The organism is Kineococcus sp. NPDC059986 (genome assembly GCF_040702905.1).
In the GTDB taxonomy this organism is placed as follows: domain Bacteria; phylum Actinomycetota; class Actinomycetes; order Actinomycetales; family Kineococcaceae; genus Kineococcus.
Map to the genome: position 1 here is coordinate 1 of NZ_JBFBND010000034.1, position 18,993 is coordinate 18,993.

Annotated in this window: 20 protein-coding genes and 1 pseudogene; 5 read left to right on the forward strand and 16 right to left on the reverse strand. The window is 74.1% G+C overall.

All coding sequences use genetic code 11. From position 1 onward, the window contains the following. Positions 1 to 438: 438 nt before the first annotated feature. The 4 genes from AB0637_RS20005 to AB0637_RS20020 all read right to left on the reverse strand — a co-directional run bounded on the left by AB0637_RS20005 (position 439) and on the right by AB0637_RS20020 (position 4,009). Entirely contained in the window at positions 439 to 1,176 is a 738-nt protein-coding gene (locus tag AB0637_RS20005; protein WP_366174447.1) for a hypothetical protein, read from the reverse strand. An 83-nt stretch (positions 1,177 to 1,259) separates the two neighbouring features. After that, positions 1,260 to 3,065 carry a glycoside hydrolase family 15 protein gene (locus tag AB0637_RS20010; RefSeq protein WP_366174448.1) on the reverse strand — a complete coding sequence of 602 codons (1,806 nt, stop codon included), beginning with the start codon at positions 3,063 to 3,065 and terminating at the stop codon, positions 1,260 to 1,262. Positions 3,066 to 3,115: 50 nt separating this feature from the next. Then, complete coding sequence (locus tag AB0637_RS20015; protein WP_366174449.1) at positions 3,116 to 3,337, reverse strand: hypothetical protein; 222 nt, start codon at positions 3,335 to 3,337, stop codon at positions 3,116 to 3,118. 153 nt (positions 3,338 to 3,490) lie between these two features. Then, the gene (locus AB0637_RS20020; RefSeq protein WP_366174450.1) at positions 3,491 to 4,009 is read right to left on the reverse strand and encodes a GNAT family N-acetyltransferase; all 519 of its coding nucleotides are present in this window, start codon (positions 4,007 to 4,009) and stop codon (positions 3,491 to 3,493) included. 124 nt (positions 4,010 to 4,133) lie between these two features. Here AB0637_RS20020 and AB0637_RS20025 point away from each other — a divergent pair, with 124 nt between their 5' ends. Next, on the forward strand, positions 4,134 to 4,745 hold the full coding sequence (locus AB0637_RS20025) for a DAK2 domain-containing protein (protein WP_366174451.1): 612 nt from the start codon (positions 4,134 to 4,136) through the stop codon (positions 4,743 to 4,745). Between the two features lie 21 nt (positions 4,746 to 4,766). On the opposite strand, the gene AB0637_RS20030 is transcribed toward AB0637_RS20025, so the two are convergent. Then, on the reverse strand, positions 4,767 to 5,261 hold the full coding sequence (locus tag AB0637_RS20030; protein WP_366174452.1) for a GNAT family N-acetyltransferase: 495 nt from the start codon (positions 5,259 to 5,261) through the stop codon (positions 4,767 to 4,769). 17 nt (positions 5,262 to 5,278) lie between these two features. Next, the gene (locus tag AB0637_RS20035) at positions 5,279 to 6,019 is read right to left on the reverse strand and encodes a hypothetical protein (protein ID WP_366174453.1); all 741 of its coding nucleotides are present in this window, start codon (positions 6,017 to 6,019) and stop codon (positions 5,279 to 5,281) included. Positions 6,020 to 6,146: 127 nt separating this feature from the next. Between AB0637_RS20035 and AB0637_RS20040 the strand changes: the two genes are divergently transcribed. Continuing rightward, entirely contained in the window at positions 6,147 to 6,767 is a 621-nt protein-coding gene (locus AB0637_RS20040; RefSeq protein WP_366174454.1) for a YceI family protein, read from the forward strand. On the opposite strand, the gene AB0637_RS20045 is transcribed toward AB0637_RS20040, so the two are convergent. Continuing rightward, complete coding sequence (locus AB0637_RS20045; RefSeq protein ID WP_366174455.1) at positions 6,757 to 7,878, reverse strand: lycopene cyclase family protein; 1,122 nt, start codon at positions 7,876 to 7,878, stop codon at positions 6,757 to 6,759. The genes AB0637_RS20040 and AB0637_RS20045 overlap by 11 nt on opposite strands. A gap of 48 nt (positions 7,879 to 7,926) precedes the next feature. On the opposite strand from AB0637_RS20045, the gene mscL reads away from it, so the two are divergent. Further along, positions 7,927 to 8,364 (forward strand): large conductance mechanosensitive channel protein MscL, encoded by a 438-nt coding sequence (gene mscL, locus AB0637_RS20050; protein ID WP_366174456.1) that lies wholly within the window; start codon positions 7,927 to 7,929, stop codon positions 8,362 to 8,364. Between the two features lie 23 nt (positions 8,365 to 8,387). On the opposite strand, the gene AB0637_RS20055 is transcribed toward mscL, so the two are convergent. The 3 genes and pseudogenes from AB0637_RS20055 to AB0637_RS20065 all read right to left on the reverse strand — a co-directional run. Further along, a complete protein-coding gene (locus AB0637_RS20055; RefSeq protein ID WP_366174457.1) occupies positions 8,388 to 10,583 on the reverse strand; it encodes an EAL domain-containing protein in 2,196 nt (731 codons plus the stop codon). An 82-nt stretch (positions 10,584 to 10,665) separates the two neighbouring features. Further along, a complete protein-coding gene (locus AB0637_RS20060; protein ID WP_366174493.1) occupies positions 10,666 to 11,034 on the reverse strand; it encodes a hypothetical protein in 369 nt (122 codons plus the stop codon). Between the two features lie 24 nt (positions 11,035 to 11,058). After that, positions 11,059 to 12,339, reverse strand: a pseudogene (locus AB0637_RS20065) (ABC-ATPase domain-containing protein); the annotation flags it as partial. A 65-nt stretch (positions 12,340 to 12,404) separates the two neighbouring features. On the opposite strand from AB0637_RS20065, the gene AB0637_RS20070 reads away from it, so the two are divergent. Further along, positions 12,405 to 14,051: a tetratricopeptide repeat-containing diguanylate cyclase gene (locus AB0637_RS20070; RefSeq protein ID WP_366174458.1), complete on the forward strand. Its 1,647-nt coding sequence runs from the start codon at positions 12,405 to 12,407 to the stop codon at positions 14,049 to 14,051. On the opposite strand, the gene AB0637_RS20075 is transcribed toward AB0637_RS20070, so the two are convergent. The 4 genes from AB0637_RS20075 to AB0637_RS20090 all read right to left on the reverse strand — a co-directional run bounded on the left by AB0637_RS20075 (position 14,038) and on the right by AB0637_RS20090 (position 17,081). Beyond that, positions 14,038 to 14,868, reverse strand: coding sequence for an SDR family oxidoreductase (locus AB0637_RS20075; RefSeq protein WP_366174459.1), 831 nt, complete (start codon positions 14,866 to 14,868; stop codon positions 14,038 to 14,040). The genes AB0637_RS20070 and AB0637_RS20075 overlap by 14 nt on opposite strands. 22 nt (positions 14,869 to 14,890) lie before the next feature. Then, positions 14,891 to 15,847 carry a sugar kinase gene (locus tag AB0637_RS20080; protein WP_366174460.1) on the reverse strand — a complete coding sequence of 319 codons (957 nt, stop codon included), beginning with the start codon at positions 15,845 to 15,847 and terminating at the stop codon, positions 14,891 to 14,893. Positions 15,848 to 15,975: 128 nt separating this feature from the next. Next, the gene (locus tag AB0637_RS20085; RefSeq protein ID WP_366174461.1) at positions 15,976 to 16,593 is read right to left on the reverse strand and encodes a hypothetical protein; all 618 of its coding nucleotides are present in this window, start codon (positions 16,591 to 16,593) and stop codon (positions 15,976 to 15,978) included. A 50-nt stretch (positions 16,594 to 16,643) separates the two neighbouring features. Beyond that, on the reverse strand, positions 16,644 to 17,081 hold the full coding sequence (locus AB0637_RS20090; protein ID WP_366174462.1) for a PPOX class F420-dependent oxidoreductase: 438 nt from the start codon (positions 17,079 to 17,081) through the stop codon (positions 16,644 to 16,646). Positions 17,082 to 17,156: 75 nt separating this feature from the next. On the opposite strand from AB0637_RS20090, the gene AB0637_RS20095 reads away from it, so the two are divergent. Then, positions 17,157 to 17,720, forward strand: a complete 564-nt coding sequence (locus AB0637_RS20095; protein ID WP_366174463.1) for a hypothetical protein — start codon at positions 17,157 to 17,159, stop codon at positions 17,718 to 17,720. 2 nt (positions 17,721 to 17,722) lie between these two features. Here the strand turns inward: AB0637_RS20095 and AB0637_RS20100 are convergent, their stop codons facing one another. Both AB0637_RS20100 and AB0637_RS20105 read right to left on the reverse strand, forming a co-directional pair. Further along, complete coding sequence (locus tag AB0637_RS20100) at positions 17,723 to 17,902, reverse strand: hypothetical protein (RefSeq protein ID WP_366174464.1); 180 nt, start codon at positions 17,900 to 17,902, stop codon at positions 17,723 to 17,725. Between the two features lie 65 nt (positions 17,903 to 17,967). Then, positions 17,968 to 18,969, reverse strand: a complete 1,002-nt coding sequence (locus AB0637_RS20105) for an aldo/keto reductase (protein ID WP_366174465.1) — start codon at positions 18,967 to 18,969, stop codon at positions 17,968 to 17,970. Between the last annotated feature and the right edge of the window lie 24 nt (positions 18,970 to 18,993).

Here is an 18,993-nt window from a genome sequence, read left to right on the forward strand (position 1 = left end):
GGCGAGACCAGGACTGCAGCTGGTCCCGCTCGGCCTCGGTGAGCTGGATCTCTGGTGGTTTCGGTCCGCGTACGCGTGCCATCGCCCCAGCTTACGAAGCCGACAAGGAATTAGCGACTCACGACACTAGTGTCCTGAGTCGCCAGCTGCCGTGAGGGAGTGCAGCTGCGGGCGAAGAGGCTGCCTTCAGCACCGTCCTCAGTCCCAGGACGTGTCGCTGATGCAGGCGACCGCTCATGGGAGCCTGACACGATCGCTCAGGCTGAGCGGCTCCCTCCGCGGCCCGCCTGACCGTTCCCCGTCCCCCGTCTCCCGTCCAGCGCGCCCACCGCCCGGTTCGCCCGGAGCAGAGGCGAGGTCGTGCGTTGCGCGGGACAGACGCGGCGCACCGGGGGCCGGTCCAGCAGCCAGGCAGTCTCACCACCGGGGTGGGAAGCGTCACCGATCCCCTGGTGCGGAACGGGCGCCGCTGTCCTGCGGCACGGCACCCGTTCCGGTGACGGCGTGCACGAGCGCGGTCTTCGGGTAGTCGTCGGCGGCGCTCGGCGGCGCGGTCTCGAAGAGGTCGACCATGAGCTGCAGGGGCTGGTCCAGCACCTGCGCCGAGGTGAACACCACCTGTTCGTCGCACGCCACGACGACCCCGCGGGCGTCCCAGCGCGCCGACCACGTGTGCGGCCGCCCCGCTCCGACGGGGACCGTCACCTCGGTCATCTCGGTGCGCAGGCGCGGGTCGCGGTGGGCCTTGATCCCGACCCGGGCGGTCGTGGCGTCGGCGGTGACGGCGTCCGCGTCGACCTCCGCGAGGCAGATCTCCCCGCAGTCGCGCTCGTCGAGGTGCTCGGTGCCGACGAGCCAGGCCGCCAGCATGCACCCGGGGTCCAGGCTCGCGGTGACGCTCACGTCGACCTGCCCCGACCGCGGCGCCCACAGGATCCGCTGCGCCACCGCGGTCCGGACGACGAGACCGTCCGGGCGGTGCCGGTGGGTCCCCCGGGTCGAGCCCACGGGTCCGCCGAACGTCGCCGTCTGCAGGTTCGACACGCGCAGCGGAGCGTCCTCGGCCCGCCAGTCCGGCTGGTCGGCGTCGATGCGCAGCCGCAGCCCGCTGGGGCCGACGTCCCAGCGGGCGCGCGAGCGCTCCGGGGTCGTCCACTGCGGCAGGTAGTGGTCCACCCACCGGTCCGGATCCAGTGCGCCGGAAAGGAAGTCCTCGACGAACCCGGCCCGCGCCGGATCCAGTCGAGGGAGCCTCCCCTTCACGCCTCCGGCGCCTCGTGACCGTCGGCGTCGTCGCTGCGACCGCCCTCCCCGCTGGTGAGGTGGTGCGCCGCGACGACGAGGGGGAAGTGGCTGAAGGCCTGCGGGAAGTTGCCGAGCTGGCGGCGCGAGACGGGGTCGTACTCCTCGGCCAGCAGCCCGACGTCGTTGCGCAGGGAGAGCAGCCGCTCGAAGAGGGCGCGCGCCTCCTCCGTGCGGCCGATGCCGTGCAGTGCGTCGACCATCCAGAACGAGCAGGCGAGGAAGACGCCCTCCGACCCCGGCAGACCGTCCGAGGACTCCTCGGTGCGGTAGCGCAGGACGAAGCCGTCCTGCGTGAGGTCGCGCTGGATCGCGTCCACGGTCGCGACGACGCGGGGGTCGTCGAAGGGCAGGAAGCCCACGCGCGGGATGAGCAGCAGACTCGCGTCGAGGTTCTCCGAGCCGTAGCTCTGGGTGAACGCCCCGGTCGTCGGGGAGACGCCGTGGGCCAGGACGTCGGCCCGGATCTCGTCGCGGACGCGGCGCCAGCGCTGGACGGGGCCGGGCAGCCCGAACTCCTCGACGCTGCGGACCATGCGGTCGGCCGCGACCCAGGCCATGACCTTGGAGTGCGTGAAGTGCCGGCGGTCGCCGCGCATCTCCCAGAGGCCGTTGTCCGGCTCCTGCCAGCGCGCCTCGAGGTGGTGCATGAGCGCCTTCTGCAGGTTCCAGGAGTCGTCCTCCTTCTCCAGCCCGGCCTGGCGGGCCAGGAAGAGGCTGTCGAGGACCTCGCCCCACACGTCGAGCTGCAGCTGGCCGGCCGCCTCGTTGCCGGTGCGCACCGGGGAGGACCCCTCGTACCCCTTCAGCCACGGCAGCTCCATCTCCGGCAGGCGTCGGGTGCCGTCGAGGGCGTACATGATCTGCAGGTCACCGGGGTCGCCCGCGACCGTGCGCAGCAGCCACTCGCGCCAGGCGCCGGCCTCCTCGTGGTGGCCGGACAGCAGCATCGCCTGCAGCGTGTACGTCGCGTCGCGCAGCCAGCAGTACCGGTAGTCCCAGTTGCGGGTGCCACCGATCTCCTCGGGCAGGGACGTCGTGACGGCGGCCACTATCCCGCCGGTGGGCGCGTACGTCATGGCCTTGAGCACGACGAGGGACCGGGTGACGGCCTCCTCCCAGTGCCCCTCGACCGTCTCGCTGCGGTTCCAGTCGGTCCAGAACTCGAGGGTGTCGTCGAGGGCCGCGAAGGGGTCGGGGCGGTGCGGGGCCTTCTCGTGGCTGCGGCCCCACGTCAGGACGAAGGGGACGCGTTCGCCCTCGCGGACGACGAAGTCCGACACCGAGCTGAGGTCGCGCCCCTCCACCGGGGCCGTGGTCCAGAACCACACCGAGTCCGGGCCCGCGACGGCCTCGAGCTCGTCCCCGCGGCGTCGCACCCACGGGACGATGGAGCCGTAGTCGAAGCGCAGCGTCAGCTCGGAGGTCATCCGGACCTCGCCCTCGAGGCCCTCGACGATGCGGATCACGTCGGGGTGGTTGCCCCGCGGCGGCATGAAGTCGGTGACGCGGACGGTGCCGTCGGGCGTGTCCCACTCGGTCTCCAGGACCAGCGACGACCCCAGGTAGCGACGACGGGTGCTGCGGGCCCCACCGCTGGGCCCCAGCCGCCACCGACCCGCGTCCGGCGTGTCGAGCAGGGCCGCGAAGCACGCCGGGGAGTCGAAGCGGGGGAAGCACAACCAGTCGATGGACCCCCCGCGGTCGACGAGCGCCGCGGTGTGGAGGTCACCGATGAGCGCGTAGTCCTCGATCTTGGCCACGGCAGCATCTTCCCCTGCGCGGAGGGCTCTCGTGACCGGACCGGGCCGTGTCAGCGCAGGTGGCCGTCCGAGACCGAGCGCAGGTGGCCGGTGGAGACGGAGCGGAGGTGACCGGCGGTGACGGTGACCTTCACCGCGACGGGGGCCTTGACGGACACGCTGACCAGCCCGGGGGCCTTCACGGCGGCCGAGGCAGCCGGAGCCGACGCGGCACCACCGAGGAGCAGCGCACCCGAGACGAGGACGGCGGCGAGTGTGCGGTGCTTGATCACGGTGGAACTCCTTCTCGTTCGTGCGTCGAGACGGTGCGTCACCGACACCCCTGGCATCGGTTCGCATTCCAGCACGCTTGAGCAGCAGTTGGGTAGTCTAGAAGCTACTCTCCGTAGTCTTCTAGAGGTTTCTAGTACCCGTTCGAGGGACGCTCACGACCGGGGGTCGGACGCGAACTGGAGGACCATCTCGAGCTCCTCGGCGGTGGTGTCCAGGACGTACGGGACGCGCACCCCGTTCTCGACGAACCCCCACCTCCGGTAGAACGCCTGCGCCCGCAGGTTGCGCTCGTGGACGTGCAGCGTGATGCCCGACGCCCCGGGCCGGGTCCTCGCCCAGGCGAGGACCTCCGCGAGCAACCGGTCGGCCAGGTCCCCGCCCCGGTGGGCCGGGTCGACGAAGACCGAGACGAGGTAGAGGCCCTCGACCGGGTCGGTGTAGGCGCCCATCGTGCCCACCCACCGGCCCGTCGCCTCCTCGACACCCACGACGGTGAGGCTGCCCGGGGCCCCGGACCGGCGGACCCGGAAACGCCACTCCGCCGCGTCGTGCCCACGGGCCGCCGCCAGCGTCTCGGCGAACGCCTCGGGGGTGTCGGCCAGCATCCGCAGCCGGAGGTCGCGCCAGTCCTCCCACTCGGAGTCCTCGGGCCTGCGCACCAGCACGGTCACGGCGGCAGCCTACGTCTGGCGGTGGAGCGCCCCGCGTGAAAGGCTCCTGCGGGTCAGAGACGATCCCTCGACGACGAGGCGGTGGGCCGTGAAGCGACGAGCGAGCACGGTGACGGCAGGTGCGGTGTCGCCCCTGGACGAACTGGAACTCCGGCACGACGGACGGCGGGTCGAACCCGTCGCCGGAACCCGGGCAGCGGACCTCGACGTCCGACGTGTCCTCCTGTGGTGGAGAGGTTTCGAGCACCAGCTGCAGACCCGGACGGACGAACTGCACGGGGTCGGCCCCGAACTCGAGAAGGCAGCGGAGGCCGCCGACACGGTCCTGCGGGAACGCACTCCCGAACTCGTCGGGGACGTCTTCGCCGCCGTCGCCGTGGGGTTCGGCGCGACCCCCGGCCTGCCCTCGCTGCTCGCGCCCTGGTTCTCGGAGTTCGCACGGTCCTGCGGTCGGGTCGTCGGCACCCGGGAACTGGCCGACGCGTCCTGGGCGGGGCTCCTCGCCGTCCAGCGCGCGGGAGCACCCTCCCCCGGTGCGGGTTCCCTCGTCGACGCGATGGCCCCCGCCGCCGAGGCCCTCGCCGGCGCCGACGTGGCCGACGTTCCCGCGGTGGCGGCGCTCAACGCCGCCTACCGGGCGGCCGCCGACGGCACGCGGCACACCGTCGTTGACGGGGTCGTCGACCCGGGCGCCCTCGTCGTCACGTGGTTCTTCGAACGCGGCACGGTGGTCTGAGGAACGGCCGGGAACGAGGACTCAGAGGGGTTTCGCGAGGTACTCGCTCGGGTCCGCGTGGTCCCGACTTCCCCCGTCCTGCAGGAGTTCCACCCACTCGTCGACGACCGGTCCACCGCCCCAGCCGCGGTAGCCGAGGCGTTCGTACAACCTCCGAGGGCCGGGGTCGTCGGGGTCGACGGCCAGCCCGATGCCGTCGTGGCCGCGGGCCGCCGCCAGCTCCTCGGCCCGTCGCAGGAGAGCCGTCCCCGTCCCGCGGCCCTGCGGGAACGCGGCCAGCGCGTTCACCTCCGCGTACCCCGGGAAGCGTTCGCGGACGGGGGCGTACTTCGACGCCACCAGGAGCGTCGCCCGCCCCACGTTCAGAACGCCGTCCCAGGCGAGCAGGTAGGCGCACCGCCCGGCCGCCTGCAGCGCGAAGCGCTCGCGGTGGTCGTGCGCCGTGTGCCGGGACGTCTCCCCGACCAGCAGCCGGGCCAGGTCCTCCTCGGTGCACACGGCGACGCGCAGGCTCACGGGCGCGACGCTACGCCTCAGCGACGGCGGTAGAGGTCGACGTCGCCCGGTGCGAGGCGGGGGTACGGCGTCGACCGCGGTTCGGTCGGCCGCGGTTCGACGGGCTCGGACGGGACGGCCTCGGGCCGGACGGGCTCGGGCGCGGGCACGTCCAGTTCAGGCGGGGCGGGGTCGGAGAGCCCCGGGTCTTCCGCACCTGGGTGCGAGGGCGCAGCAGGCGCCGGCTCGGGTTCCGGTTCCGCGGGCCTGGCGACCCCCGCGACGACCCCCGTGACGACCGCCCCCAGGACCGCCGTCGTGAGGACGGTGACGGCCCCCACGGAGAAGGCGTCCACCTCCGAGCCGGTCACTCCGGACCAGCCCGTGACCGGGAGGACACCGACAACCTGGGCCAGGAACCCCAGGACCCCCGCCGCCGCCGCGGCGGTGGTGAGGGCGGCGAGGCCGTTCGTGACGGACCGGGCGGTCCCGCGGGGGGCCACGGCCCTCGGCCGTTCCGCCACGACCGCGGCGGCCAGGACGAGGAGGGGCAGGAGGGTGGTGGCGAGCAGGATCGGGACGCTCGGCCCGGACCACAGCGTCGACCACCGGTTCCCGAGGAGCTCAGGACCGGCCGGCGGAGGGACCTCCTGGACGATCCCGTCGGCGCTGCCGCCCAGCACCGACCACGCGGCGTGCCCGGTCGCGGCCAGGGACGTCGCGGACGTCAGGAGCAGGGGCCAGGCGGCCCACCCGTCGGGGAGTCTGCGGTCGGCCACGGCGCGACGCTACAGAGGCCCGCCGTCGAGGGGGCGGGATCGACCGGGGAAAGTGCTTGCAGCTTGAAAGAAGCAGGAGTACGGTGGTCTCAGGCGGTTGAAGCTGCAAACACTTCTGGAGGACACCATGGGTTGGTTCGGCGGCAAGGACAAGAACAGCGGCACGGCGACGGTCGAGGCTCCCGCACAGGCGGCGGCGGGTCTGCCCGCGGTCCCCGGCTACCAGGCCGGCACGTGGACGATCGACGCGAGCCACTCCGAGATCTCCTTCACGGTCCGCCACATGGCCGTCAGCAAGGTCCGCGGCCGCCTCGGGTCGGTCTCCGGCGAGATCGTCACCCACGACGAGCCCGGCACGTCCGCCGTCACGGCCGAGGTCGACGTCACGAGCATCACGACGTTCAACGACCAGCGCGACGGCCACCTCAAGACCGGCGACTTCTTCGACGTCGAGAACCACCCCGTCGCGACCTTCCGCTCGACCTCCGTCGGCCACGACGGCGACGACTTCGTCCTCGCCGGTGAGCTCACCCTCAAGGGTGTGACGCGCCCCGTGACCCTGACCGTCGAGGTGTCCGGCTTCGGCCCCGACGCCTACGGCGGGACCCGCGCCGGGTTCTCCGCCAAGGGCCAGATCAACCGTCGCGACTTCGGCGTCGAGTTCGACGCGCGCCTCGACAACGGCGGGCTCGTCGTCTCCGACAAGGTCGACCTCGAGCTCGACGTCGAGGCCGTCCTCAACGCCTGAGCAGCACCCCGGGCCGAGTCCGGCCCAGCACGGTCGACAGCATCGCCGCCCGCGGGGACGTGGCCATCAGCGCCACGTCCTGCGCGGGCGTCGTCGTCCCGTCGAGGAAACCCAGCACCCGGTGGACCGGGTTGCGTCGGAACAGGTCCACGAAGAACGACGCCCCGTCGACCCGACCCGACGTGAGCGCCTCCAGGACGAGGGAGTCCATGAGGAGGTGCCGCCGGCGGTGCGGTCGCGGCAGCGTGAGCCCCTCCGCGCCGCGACGGGCGATCCGCGCCGCGAGGACGTCGGCCTGGCGCTGCAGCGTCGTGAACGAGTACCCCGTGGACGGCCGGATCGACCCGGCGTTCGCGCCCCACCGCAGGACCCCGGGATCGGTCGAGGCGGGGAACGCGGCGTCGGTCATCGGGATGACGCCACGTTCCTCCGACAGCACCTCGTGCTGCCTGGTCCCGCTGCGCTGCAGGTACTCCCCGAGCCGCTCGCGGTACTGCGCGTCGGTCAGCAGGTGCGCCGAGAACTCCGTGTACTCCACGAGCGCCTCCGTCGGCGACGTCGGCAGCACGTACCCGAACGCCACCCCGCCCGCCGGTTGCGGCACCCGGAAGTCCATGAAGGTGGCCGTCACGGGGTCGAACTCCGGACGCGCCGTGCGGACGCGGTACCCCAGGAAGTGCTGCCACAGCAACGTCCGGCCCCCCGGCGGCACGGGGACCGGGCGGGTGTCCACCGCCGGCGCGGGCGGCCTGCCCGCCAGGACCTCCTCGCGCACGGCGATCCCCGCCGCGGCGAGCTTGGCGCGCACGGCGCGGTCGAGGTCGGTGGAGTGCAGGCTGCGGTACCGCCAGCCCCCGAGGTCGGCTGTCACGACGGCGCCGTCGGTGCCGACGAGGCGGATCCGTGGCCACTGCGCCGAGACGAGGTGCCCGAACGGACCGGGACCCGTGGCGCCCCAGGTGCTCCAGGTCCGGTCCGGGCTGCGCTCGGCGGCCGCCGCGGGCGCCTCCACGACCTCGAACGGGACACCGGCGTCGACGAGCCGCCAGGCCAGGCTCGCCCCCGCCGCTCCGAGCCCGACGACGGTGAGTCTGGCCTCGCCGTGATCCACGGGCCTAGTGTTCGTCACGGCTTCCACACACACCGGAGGAAACGAGCCATGAAGATCGTCAACGGGTTCAAGGACTTCATCCTGCGGGGCAACGTCATCGACCTCGCCGTCGCCGTGGTCATCGGGGCGGCGTTCTCGGGGATCATCAACAAGGTGGTCGAGGGGCTCATCAACCCCATCATCGCGGCGATCGGCGGGGCTCCGAACCTCGACGGCGCCTGGGTGATCCCGCTGCGGAAGATCGGTGCCGACACGATCGGCATCCAGGTGGGCACCATCGTGGGTGCTGTCCTCAACTTCCTCATCATCGCCGCCGCGACCTACTTCATCATCGTGCTCCCCGTGAACCGTCTGCTCGCCATGCGCAAGCGCGGTCAGGTCGCCGAGCCGAAGGCTCCCACCGAGGACGTCCTGCTGCTCACCGAGATCCGTGACCTCCTGGCCCGGCAGACCGGGGGCACCACCCCCACGCTCGACACCAAGTAGTCCCCCGGCACCCCGCGACCGGTTCAGCGGTCGCGGGTGCCGGCCCCCCGCGCAGGGGCGGTGACGACCAGCCCCTGCGCGACCGTGGTCAGCCAGCGCGCGACGTCGGCGGGCGGCAGCGGCCGCGCGTGCAGGTACCCCTGCGACTCGTCGACGTCGAGACCCCTCAGGACGTCCCGGGTCGCCTCGTCCTCCACCCCCTCCGCGACGACGCGCAGGCCGAGCCGGTGGGCGAGTGCGACGGTCGCCTCCACGATCTCCGCCGTCCGGGGTTCGCTGAGCACCCGGATCGTGAAGGCGCGGTCCAGCTTGAGCTCGGTGGCCGGCAGGTCCGTGAGGTAGGCCAGCGAGGAGTACCCCGTCCCGTAGTCGTCGATGCTCAGCTGCACACCGCGCTGGGTGAGGGCGTGCGTGACCGCGAGCGCCAGGGCGGGGTCGGCCATGAGGGTCGTCTCGGTGACCTCCAGGACGAGCCGTCCCGGGGCGAGGCCACCGTGGGCCAGGACCTCGTCGACCAGCGGCAGCAGGTCCGGGTGCGCCAGGCAGCTGGCGGAGACGTTGACGGAGATGCGCAGGGGCACCCCGTCGTGGCTCCAGCCCGCCGCCTCGGTCGCGGCGCGCCGCAGGACGTGACCCGTCAGCAGCTGCATGAGGCCCAGTTCCTCGACGAGCGGCAGGAAGACGAGCGGGGGCAGCAGGCCGCGGGTGGGGTGCTGCCAGCGCACGAGCGCCTCGACACCCACGACGCGACCCGTCGTCAGGTCGACCTGCGGCTGGTAGTGCAGGACGACCTCGCGGCCCATCCGGCCGTGGCCGGACCGCACGAGACGCCGCACCTCGTCGGCCAGGCCGGCGCGTTCGCGCAGCCGCGCATCGACCTCGGAGTCGTAGACGCTGACCCCGCCGCCACCCGTCTTCGCGGCGTACATGGCGGTGTCGGCCTGGCGCAGGAGGCGGTCGGGGTCGACGGCGCCGGCGGGGCCTGAGCGGACGCCCACGGACACCCCGATCTCCGCGCGTTCGACGACGGCCGCGTGCACGGCGCGGCCGACGCGGGCGGCCTGGCACTCGTCCCGGCCCGGCAGCAGGACGGCGAACTCGTCGCCCCCGATGCGGGTCAGCAGCGCGTCGGCGGGCAGCGCCTGCCGGGTGGCGGCGACGACGCGGCGCAGCAGGTCGTCGCCGGCGTGGTGGCCTTCGCGGTCGTTGACCTCCTTGAAGTGGTCGACGTCGAGCAGCAGCAGGGCCGCGGCGCGGCCGTCGGCGACGAGCTGGTCGAGCGCGTGCAGGAGGGCGCGGCGGTTCCCCGTCCCCGTCAGCTCGTCGGTGACGGCCTGCCGGCGGGACTCGGCGAGGTGGGCGAGTTCGCGCACGAGGTGGACCATCCGCACGCTCACGCCGAGGACCGCGGCGACCGCGTACCAGGAGGCACCCCAGCCGGCGGCGTGGTCGTCGGTCCCCAGCGCCGTCACGGCCACGGCCAGCACGACGAGGGCGCCGACGGCGGGCGCCTGGCTCGTCGCGGCGACGGGCGAGGTGCGGCGCGGGAGCGTCGAGGCGACCGCGACGGCGACGCAGGCGGCGACCCACCCCGTGACGGCCCGGGCGCCCTCGACGTCGTCCGGCCCGGCACCGCGCGTCCAGGCGCTGAGGACGATGAGCCCGGCGAACGTCAGGAGCAGCACCCACATCCGCACGTCCCGCAGCAGTCCGCCGATGGCGGCGACGGCGGCGGCCGTGCCGAGCAGGATGACGAGGCAGGCGACGGTGAGCATCCACACGTGGACCCCGACCGTCGGCCACGTCGGGGGCAGGACGCCGAACCAGCGCTGGGCCACGAGCCCGGCGGACGTGAGCGCCAGGACGGCGCTGACACCGTTGAGCCAGTCACCCGGGTCGGAGACGTAGGTGCGGAACCGGTTCCAGCGCACGAGGGCGCCGTAGACCAGCGGCGCGGCGACGACGACCGAGGCGCCCTGCAGGGGGCCCGGCCAGGTCGAGGTGAGGAGACCGACGACGGGGGCGACCGAGAGCACGGCGACGGCGGCGGCCCACCAGCGCCAGACCCCGGCCTCCCGGCGGCCCGCCAGAAGCAGCACGGCGACGGCCCCGGCCTGGGCGAGGCTCAGCAGCACGTGCCGAGCGGTTCCCGTCCCGGACAGCACCCCGACCAGCACCGCCAGGACGGCGGCGGCCGCGACGACACGGGCTGACAGCACCGCCTGACGGGAACTCACCTGCAAGGCATCGACCTCGCCCGGGCCGGACTGGCTGCGCCGTTCGGGTCCCCCCGCGCGGCGGTCAGTGCAGCTCGCGCACCTGCAGCGCCCGGAGCCGGTTCAGCGCGGCGGCCACCTCGTGCCGGCGCGGCACCGCGACGTCGGTGCCCGCACCGCCCGTCCAGCGCGCGGTGGGGCCGGCGAGGTCGGCCTCCAGCCGGTCGAGCACCTCGGGCAGGGGACGTCGCCCGTCGAGGTGGCCCGCGGTGACGGCGTGGTCCAGGACCAGTCCGGCGCCGGCGACCTGCCCCGCGTCGGTGAACTGCCGGACGGCCCGCACGTCCACGTCGTGCTCACCGAGGCGGAGGGTGTCCGTGCCGACGGCGGAGACCCGCCGGCGCCCCCGGGCCGTCGCGTCGACGCTGCCCGGGTCGGGCACCCGGGCGCGCACCCGGGGGAACGAGCCGGCCTCGGCGACCCGCCCCGTGGGGCGGCGGGCAACCTCGCGGGCGCGCTCGGTGACGTCCCGGCAGCGGTAGGACTCCAGCAGCAGGACGCGGTCGGCGACGTCGAGGTAGTCGCCGCTGGACCCGACGACGAGCACGGTGGACACGCCGTGGTCGTCGGCCAGCGGGCGGACGAGGTCGACGAAGGGGTTGAGGGGTTCGGACGCCTTGGCGACGAGTTCCTGCATGCGGGCGTCACGGACCATGAGGTTCGTCGCGGTCGTGTCCTCGTCGAGCAGGAGGACCCGCGCCCCGGCCTCGAGGGCCTCGACGGTGGCCGCGGCCTGCGAGGTCGACCCGGAGGCGTCCGCGGTGGAGAAGTCGCGCGGGTCCACCCCGCCCGGCAGCCCGCCGACGAAGGCCCCGACGTCGACCCGCGTCACCGCGCGGCCGTCCTCGGCGCGGACGGCGGCCGCCCCGGCGTCGGTGACGACGAGCTCCCGGCCGTCCCCCGGCACGTGGTCGTGGACCCCGGCCTCCAGCGCGCGCAGCAGCGTCGACTTGCCGTGGAAACCCCCGCCCACCAGGACGGTCACCCCCGTGGGCAGGCCCATCCCCGTCGTCCGGCCGGCGTGCGGCAGGTCGACCTCGACGCGCAGCGAGGGCGGGGAGGCGAACGGCACCGCTGCCGGCAGCGGCTAGTCGTCGACCCCGCTGGCCCGCGGCAGCACGGCGCCCTCGGCGACGAAGGCCACGAGTCCGAGCCCCGGCAGCAGGGACCGCAGGTGGGTGGCGTCCTCGACGGCGTCGCAGAAGGCCCGCGCCCGGTCGAGGTCGACCCCCAGGACGTGCTCGGCCACGAGGTCCGGCAGCGCGCCCGCCAGGTCGGCGGCGGCGTGGTGGCCGTCGATGCGGCGCCGCGGGCCGGGCAGCGGGTAGGAGAGGCGCAGGACGACCGAACCGTCCTGGTCGACCTCGCAGCTGCTGCGCTGCAGCACCTCCTGGCCGCCGGCGTCGACGCGGAACGGTCCTCGCGCGGCGCGGGCGGAGCGGGCCAGGAACCCCGCGAGCGCCCGACGACGGGCCGGTGGGGCCAGGTCGAGGCCCGCGAACGGTGTCACCGCGCAGTGGACCTCCCACCGCGAGGGCGGGGCGAAGGGGTCGGCCTGCCCGTGCCGCAGCGTCGCCGTGACGCCCGCGCCGAGTGGCCAGGGCCGTCCGGAGAGGGAGCGGTAGCGGGCGTAGGGGGCTCCGTCGAGGCGTTCGAGGGTCTCGCGCAGTCCGGGCACCCGTGGCACCCTACGCAGCACCCGTCCGGGTGGTACCGCGTCAAGGTGTCACCGCAGGGGCCGATCCCCAGGAGGTGACGACGGAGGTGAGCGCAGCGGCGACGACGGTCCAGGGGGACGACACGGGGGACCTCGCTGAGGACGCCTCCGTCCTGCTCCTGCGCTCCGAGCAGGCCCGCACGCAGGGTGAGTACCGCGAGGGCCGGCGCCTCGCCGAGCACGTCGTCGTGCTGGCCACCGCCACGGGCGACGACGCCGCGCTGGCCGAGGCCCTGCGCCTCGTCTGCAACCAGGCCGTCCGCCTCGGGGACCTCGAGGACGCCGCGCGCGCCGGCGCGGAGGCGGTCGTCGTGGCCGAACGCCTCGGCGACGTGCCCGGGCAGGTCGAGGCCCTCAACCTGCTGGCGCTGTCCTACGTGCAGCTCGCCCTCTACGACGAGGCCCTCGAGGCGATCGAACGCAGCACCGCCCGGGCCGTGACCCTCACCGACCCCGACCTGCGCTCGGCCACGTTCAACCGGGCCGGGACGATCCGGTCCGCGATGGGCGACTTCGACGAGGCGGCGGAACTGTTCGAGCGGTCGGCGCGGGAGCTGACCGGCCAGGACGTCTCGAGCGAGACCCGCTTCTGCCTGCTGACGAACATGGCCGACCTCGTCCTGAACCACGCCTACGCCGAGGGGCCCGTGGCCGCGGAGGACCTGCGGCGCGGGGTGGAACGCTCGTGCGAGTCCCTGACGCTGGCGGTGGAGGCCGGCAACCCCTACCGCCAGGCCCTGACGCTGCTCAACCGCGGCAGCCTCACGAGCTACCTCGACGACCCCGTCGCGGCCGCCCGCGACCTCGAGGCCTCCCGGGAACTGTCCCGCGCGCACGGCTACCGGAGCCTGGAACTCGGCGTCGTCGAGGCGTACGCGATGGACGCGGTGCGTCGCGGGGACCACGCCACGGCGGCCCCGCTGTTCGAGGAGGTCGCCCGCACCGCGGACGCCCTCAACGACGCGACCGTCCTGGTCCGCGCCCAGGAGTTCCTGGCCCGCTGCCACGAGGCGCTCGGGGAGTTCCGCAGCGCGCTGGAGGCCTACCGCCGGTTCCACGAGCTGGAGACGCGCCAGCGCACCGAGACCGCCCAGGTGCGGGCCCGGTTGCTGACGCAGACCGTGGAACTGCAGCAGTTGCGCTCGCACGCCGAGACCCTGGACCGGCAGGCGCACGAGGACCCGCTGACGGGGTTGCGCAACCGCCGGTCCTTCGACGCGGTGCTGCCGACGCTGCTGAGCGCGACGGGTGAGGGCGACCGGGTCTGCGTCAGCCTGCTCGACGTCGACCACTTCAAGGTCGTCAACGACACGTTCGGGCACGGTGTGGGCGACGAGGTGCTGCGACGGCTCGGTGCGCTGCTGCGCGAGGACGTCCGGCACCACGACCTGCTCGCGCGGATCGGCGGCGAGGAGTTCGCGCTCGTCTGCGTGCTGCGCGGCTCCGCGGCGTCCGGCGGGCTCGTCGACGGCGTGCGCCGGCGGCTGGACCGCTTGCGGCGCAAGGTCGAACAGTTCGACTGGGGTCAGGTCGCCGACGGGCTGCACGTGACGGTCTCGCTCGGTGCCGTCGTCGGGGTCCGTCCCGACCCCGACGACGGCGGGGAACTGCTGCGGCAGGCCGACCAGCTGCTGTACGCCGCCAAGGCCGCGGGCCGCAACCGCGTCGTGGCGCGGCCCGTCACCTCCCGCTGAGGACGTCCTGCAGGCTGCGGGGTTCCCGGCCGAGGACGGTCCGGACGGCGTCGCTGACGGCCTCGAGCTCGCCCGCGGCGACGGCCGTGTAGGTGCTGACCCAGCCGTCGACCATGAACCCCGGTGCCCCCGCGGCGGCCCGGGAGGCGTAGGCCTCCTCGACGGTCTCTGCGACGTAGCCGACGGGAACCCCCCGGACCTCGGAGATCGTCGCGGCGATCTCGGCGAACGACAGCGCCTGCGGCCCCGTGAGGTCGTAGCTGCGCCCGCCGTGGGCCTCGTCGAGGACCGCGGCCAGTGCGACCTCCGCGACGTCGGCGCGGGCGACGGCCGAGACCCGCCCCGAACCCGCCGGACCGCGCAGCGCGCCGTCGGTGACGAACTCCGGCAGCACGTCGAGGTAGAAGTTGTCGCGCAGGAACGTCGTCGTGAACCGCGCCGCGCTCAGCAGGTCCTCGGTCTCGGCGTGGTCGCGGGCGAAGGTGAAGGTGCTCGCCGGCGACGCCCCGAGGAACGACGTGTAGACGACCCGGCGCACGCCCGCCGCGGCGGCCGCCTCGACGACCCGGCGGTGCTGCTCGAGCCGCCCCGCGTCCTCGGCGCCGGAGACGAAGAGCAGGACGTCGGCGCCGTCGAACGCGTGCCGCATCGCCTCGCCGTCGTCGTACGTGGCGACGCGGACGTCGGCGCCGTCGAGGTCGGGGGCGCGGCGCGGGTCACGCACCACGAGGCGTTGCGGGGCACCGGCGGCCGCGAGCCCGCGGGCCACCCGGCCCCCGATCTGGCCGGTGGCTCCGGTGACGGCGATGAGTCCCATGCGCCCACCCTCCCACCGGGACTCACCCGGCGCGGGGCGTGGTCCGCTGGAACTCCTGCACCTGCGCGAGGTCGACGATCCCGGCGTCGGAGCCCAGGCCCGTCGCGACGAGGCTCCCGCAGGCCAGACCCCGTTCGGCGGCGGCGTGCAGGTCGAGGCCGTCGAGCAGGCCCGACACGAATCCCGCCGTCAGGGCGTCCCCGCAGCCCGTGCTGTCGACGACGTCGACCGCGTACGCGGGCAGGACCGTCCCCCGTTCCCCGCGCCGGGCCACGTGGACGCCGTCGCCACCGAGCGTCAGGAGCGTCGTGCCCACCCCGCGCTCGTGGAACCACGCGGCGATGTCGTCGGGGGTGTCCTCGGGGGCGTCCCGGCCGGTGATCCAACCGGCCTCCTCCACGTTGGGCAGCAGGAAGTCGGTGTGCGGCAGGACGGGTGCCAGCAGGTCCTGCGCGTCCGGGCGCGGGCTGGCCAGCAGGTCGACGGTCGTGGTCAGGCCCAGTTCCTTGGCCCGGCGCAGGATGCGCCCGGCGGGTTCACCGTCGACCCCCGGCAGCACGAACAGCCCGCCGAGGTGGAAGACCTGCGCCTGCGCGACGACGTCCCACGGGACGTCCTCCTCCCGCAGCCCCGCGTTCGCGCCGATGACGTGCAGCGCCGGCCGGGAGCCGTCCGCGCGGATGGGCAGCAGGCTCGCCGACGTCTGCAGGTCGGGGTCGGTGACGAGGTGGGACACGTCGACGCCGTAGCCGGTCATCGTCGTGCGGACGAAGTCGCCGATGGTGTCCGCGCCCACCCGCCCCACCGTCGCGACGTCGACCCCCAGCTTGGCCAGGTTCACCGACGGCGCGGCCGCCGTCCCGGCGACGGTGAAGCGGATCTGCTCGAGGATCGCGAGGTGCTGCCCCGGCGGGACCTGCGTGAACGGCCAGCCGAGCGCGTCGGCGATGTGCGCCCCGAAGGAGACGACCTGCGGCATCGAACGTCCTCCCGTCCCGCGGTCCTCGGTGACCGCCCGTGATCACCGCAGTCTCGGAGTCCGCCGCTCCCCGCGCAACCGCCCGCTCACCTGCGCACCCCCGACCCCGCCACCGCGGGGGGAGCGCGTCAGGGGGCGAGGACGACCACGACGGCCGGGTCCGCGCCGTCCCAGCGGGCCGTGAGCGTCTCCCCCGCCGGCACGTCCCCGCCGAGCACGCGCAGGACGAGGAGGCGGCCGTGCCCGGTGTCGACCGTCGTCACCGAGCCCTCGGTGCTGGTGCGGACCTCGGTCACCGTCGGGGAGTCGGCGGCGGACCCGCCGCCCTGCGCGAAACCCTCCTTCGAGCCCGGTTCGAGGCGACCGTCGACCGCGCGCTGCACCTCGGCCTCGTGCCCGCCGGTCGCGATCGCCCGGCGGACGGTGTCGGCGTACACGGGGTCACCGGTGGCGTCGTAGACCCAGCGCCGCCCCAGCAGCGAGTGGTCCATCTCCGTGACGAGGAAGTCCGCGGCCCCGTCCAACGGTGCGCCGCGGTAGGTCAGCGGCACGGTGAGCACGGTGCCGTCCGCGGTCCGGACGAGCAGCGTCTCGACGCCGACCTCCCCGGCGGGGTCGTCGAACCGGAACCGACCCGCCACGACGGCCTCCCCCTCGAGCGCGGGCGCCCACGGCTGCGACGGCAGCCAGTCGAGGACGGCCTCGAGCTTGGTGGGGGTCAGCGTCGCGCGGTGGATGACGGCCATGGCGCGAACCTACCCGCGGGGGTCACCCGGGCACGTCAGCTCGGCAACTGTCAGCTCGGCAATTGCCCGTAGACCCGGCCGACGGGCAGGCGCACCACCCGCCGCCGGTCCCGCACCATCGTGCGGCGGTAGTCGTCCCAGTCCGGGTGCTCACCCGCGAGCGCCCGGTAGAGGTCGACGAGTTCCTCGACGGCCTCGTCGTCCTCGCGCTGCGCGACGGCGGACAGGTTCGCGTCGCCCTCGACGACGACCCAGCTCCAGAAGTCCGCGGCGCTCACGTGCAGGCTCGCGCGCGGGTCCCGTTCGAGGTTCCGCGCCTTCGCCCGGTCCGCCGTCACCGAGATCCGGACGACCCGGCGGTCAGGGTCGTAGTGGTGGGTGACGTTGGACAACTGCGGTCGGCCGTCCCGCTTCAGCGTCGCCAGGACGCTGTTGCGGGTGGAACCGACGAGGTCAAGGAGGGCGTTCTCCGTCGTGACGTCTGCCATGGGAGTGCAAGCCAGGGCGGTCGCGGGTTTCTTCCGCCCTCGACACGACCGCCCGGTGCTGGTGCACTGGTCCGGGTGTCCGACACCGCTCTGACCGGTCTCCCGCTCGCCCGCCTGCACGAGTTCGTGCTCACCCCGGGCGACCCCGTCGACGTGGACGGCGCCCTGCAGGACGACGACGGGACCCTGCTGCTCCTGCCGCTGGGTGACGACGACGGCCCCAAGGCCGGCGAACCGGTGGGCGCAGGGGTCCCGGTCCTGCTCCCCGCGGACTCGACCGTTGCAGCCGAGGACGTGGTGACGGTCCGCGGCACGTGGACGGGCACGGAGATCGTGGCGACGTCCGTGGTCGTCGCCACTCAACCCCGGACACTGCGTGGCCTGAGTCGAGGTCTCGCCGCCGACGTGGAACCGTCCGTGTCCGCTGACGCCACGGCGCGGGAGACCCTCACCCTCGTCACCGGCGGCGAAGAGCCCCGCGGCCTCCTCATCGCGTTCGGAGGGGAGCGACGGGAGGACGGGTCGGACCTGTCGATGGCGTGGTTCTCACGCCTCACGTCGAGCGCCGCGGACCGGCTGGTCGACGTGCCGCCCGAGCAGCTCGCCGTCGACGTCTGGCTCGTCCCCGCCCCGTCTTGACGTCAGCGCCCGCCCGGGTGCCCGCTGGAGATGACGCGACCGCCGTCCCCGTCGCTGTTCGGGATGAAGCTCCCGAGCGGCATCCGCGGGGGCTTCCGGCGGTCGGTGACGACGAGCGAGAGCACTCCCCACACCCGTCGCAGCACGCGTAGGAGGAGCGGTCGTCGCGGGGAGTCGTCCACGCCTCGATGGTGGCACTCCCCGCCCGGCCCCGACACCCCTTCCACCAGCGGCGCCGGGTCCCGGATCACAACCCCGTCATGGCCTGCATCGCCGCGTTGTAGCGCTCCCCCGCCACCCCGAGACGTTCGGCCGCCGCGGACAGTTCCGCGAGGTCGTCCGCCCCGAGCTGGAGCTCGGTCGCGCCGAGGTTCTCCTCCAACCGCGACAACCGGCGGGTCCCGGGGATCGGGACGATGTCGGGCCGCTGCGCGAGCAGCCACGCGAGCGCGACCTGCGCGGGCGTCGCGCCGAGGTTCCCGGCCACCCGGCGGACGAGGTCGACGAGCGCCTGGTTCGCCGCACGGTTCTCCTCGGTGAACCGGGGGATCCGGGTGCGGACGTCGTCGGCGGCGAACTCCGTCGAGGTGTCGACGGCCCCCGTGAGGAAACCCTTGCCGAGCGGGCTGAACGGGACGAGGGAGATGCCGAGCTCGTCGAGGACGGGCAGGACCTCGGCCTCGATCTCCCGGGTCCACAACGAGTACTCGCTCTGCAGCGCCGTGACGGGGTGGACGGCGTGCGCGCGCCGGATCGTCCCGGCACCCGCCTCGGACAACCCGAAGTGCAGGACCTTCCCGGCGGCGACGAGTTCCGCGACGGCCCCCGCGACCTCCTCGACGGGGACGTCCGGGTCGACGCGGTGCTGGTAGAAGAGGTCGATCCGGTCGGTCCGCAACCGCTGCAGCGAGGCGTCGGCGACGCGGCGGATCTGCTCGGGCCGGCTGTCGGTGCCGACGGACTTCCCGTCCTGGATGTCCCAGCCGAACTTCGTCGCGAGGACGACGCGGTCGCGGAGGGGTTCCAGGGCCTCCCCGACGAGTTCCTCGTTGTCGTACGGGCCGTACACCTCGGCGGTGTCGAAGAACGTCACCCCGCGCTCGACGGCACCCCGCAGGACGCCGACCATCTCCTGCCGGTCACCGGGGTTCGGCCCGTAGCTCTGGCTCATCCCCATGCAACCCAGGCCGAGGGCCGAGACGGTCAGCCCGCCGTCGACGGTGCCGAGGGTTCGCGTCCGCGTGGTCATGGTGTCTCCTCCGGTCGGTGCCAC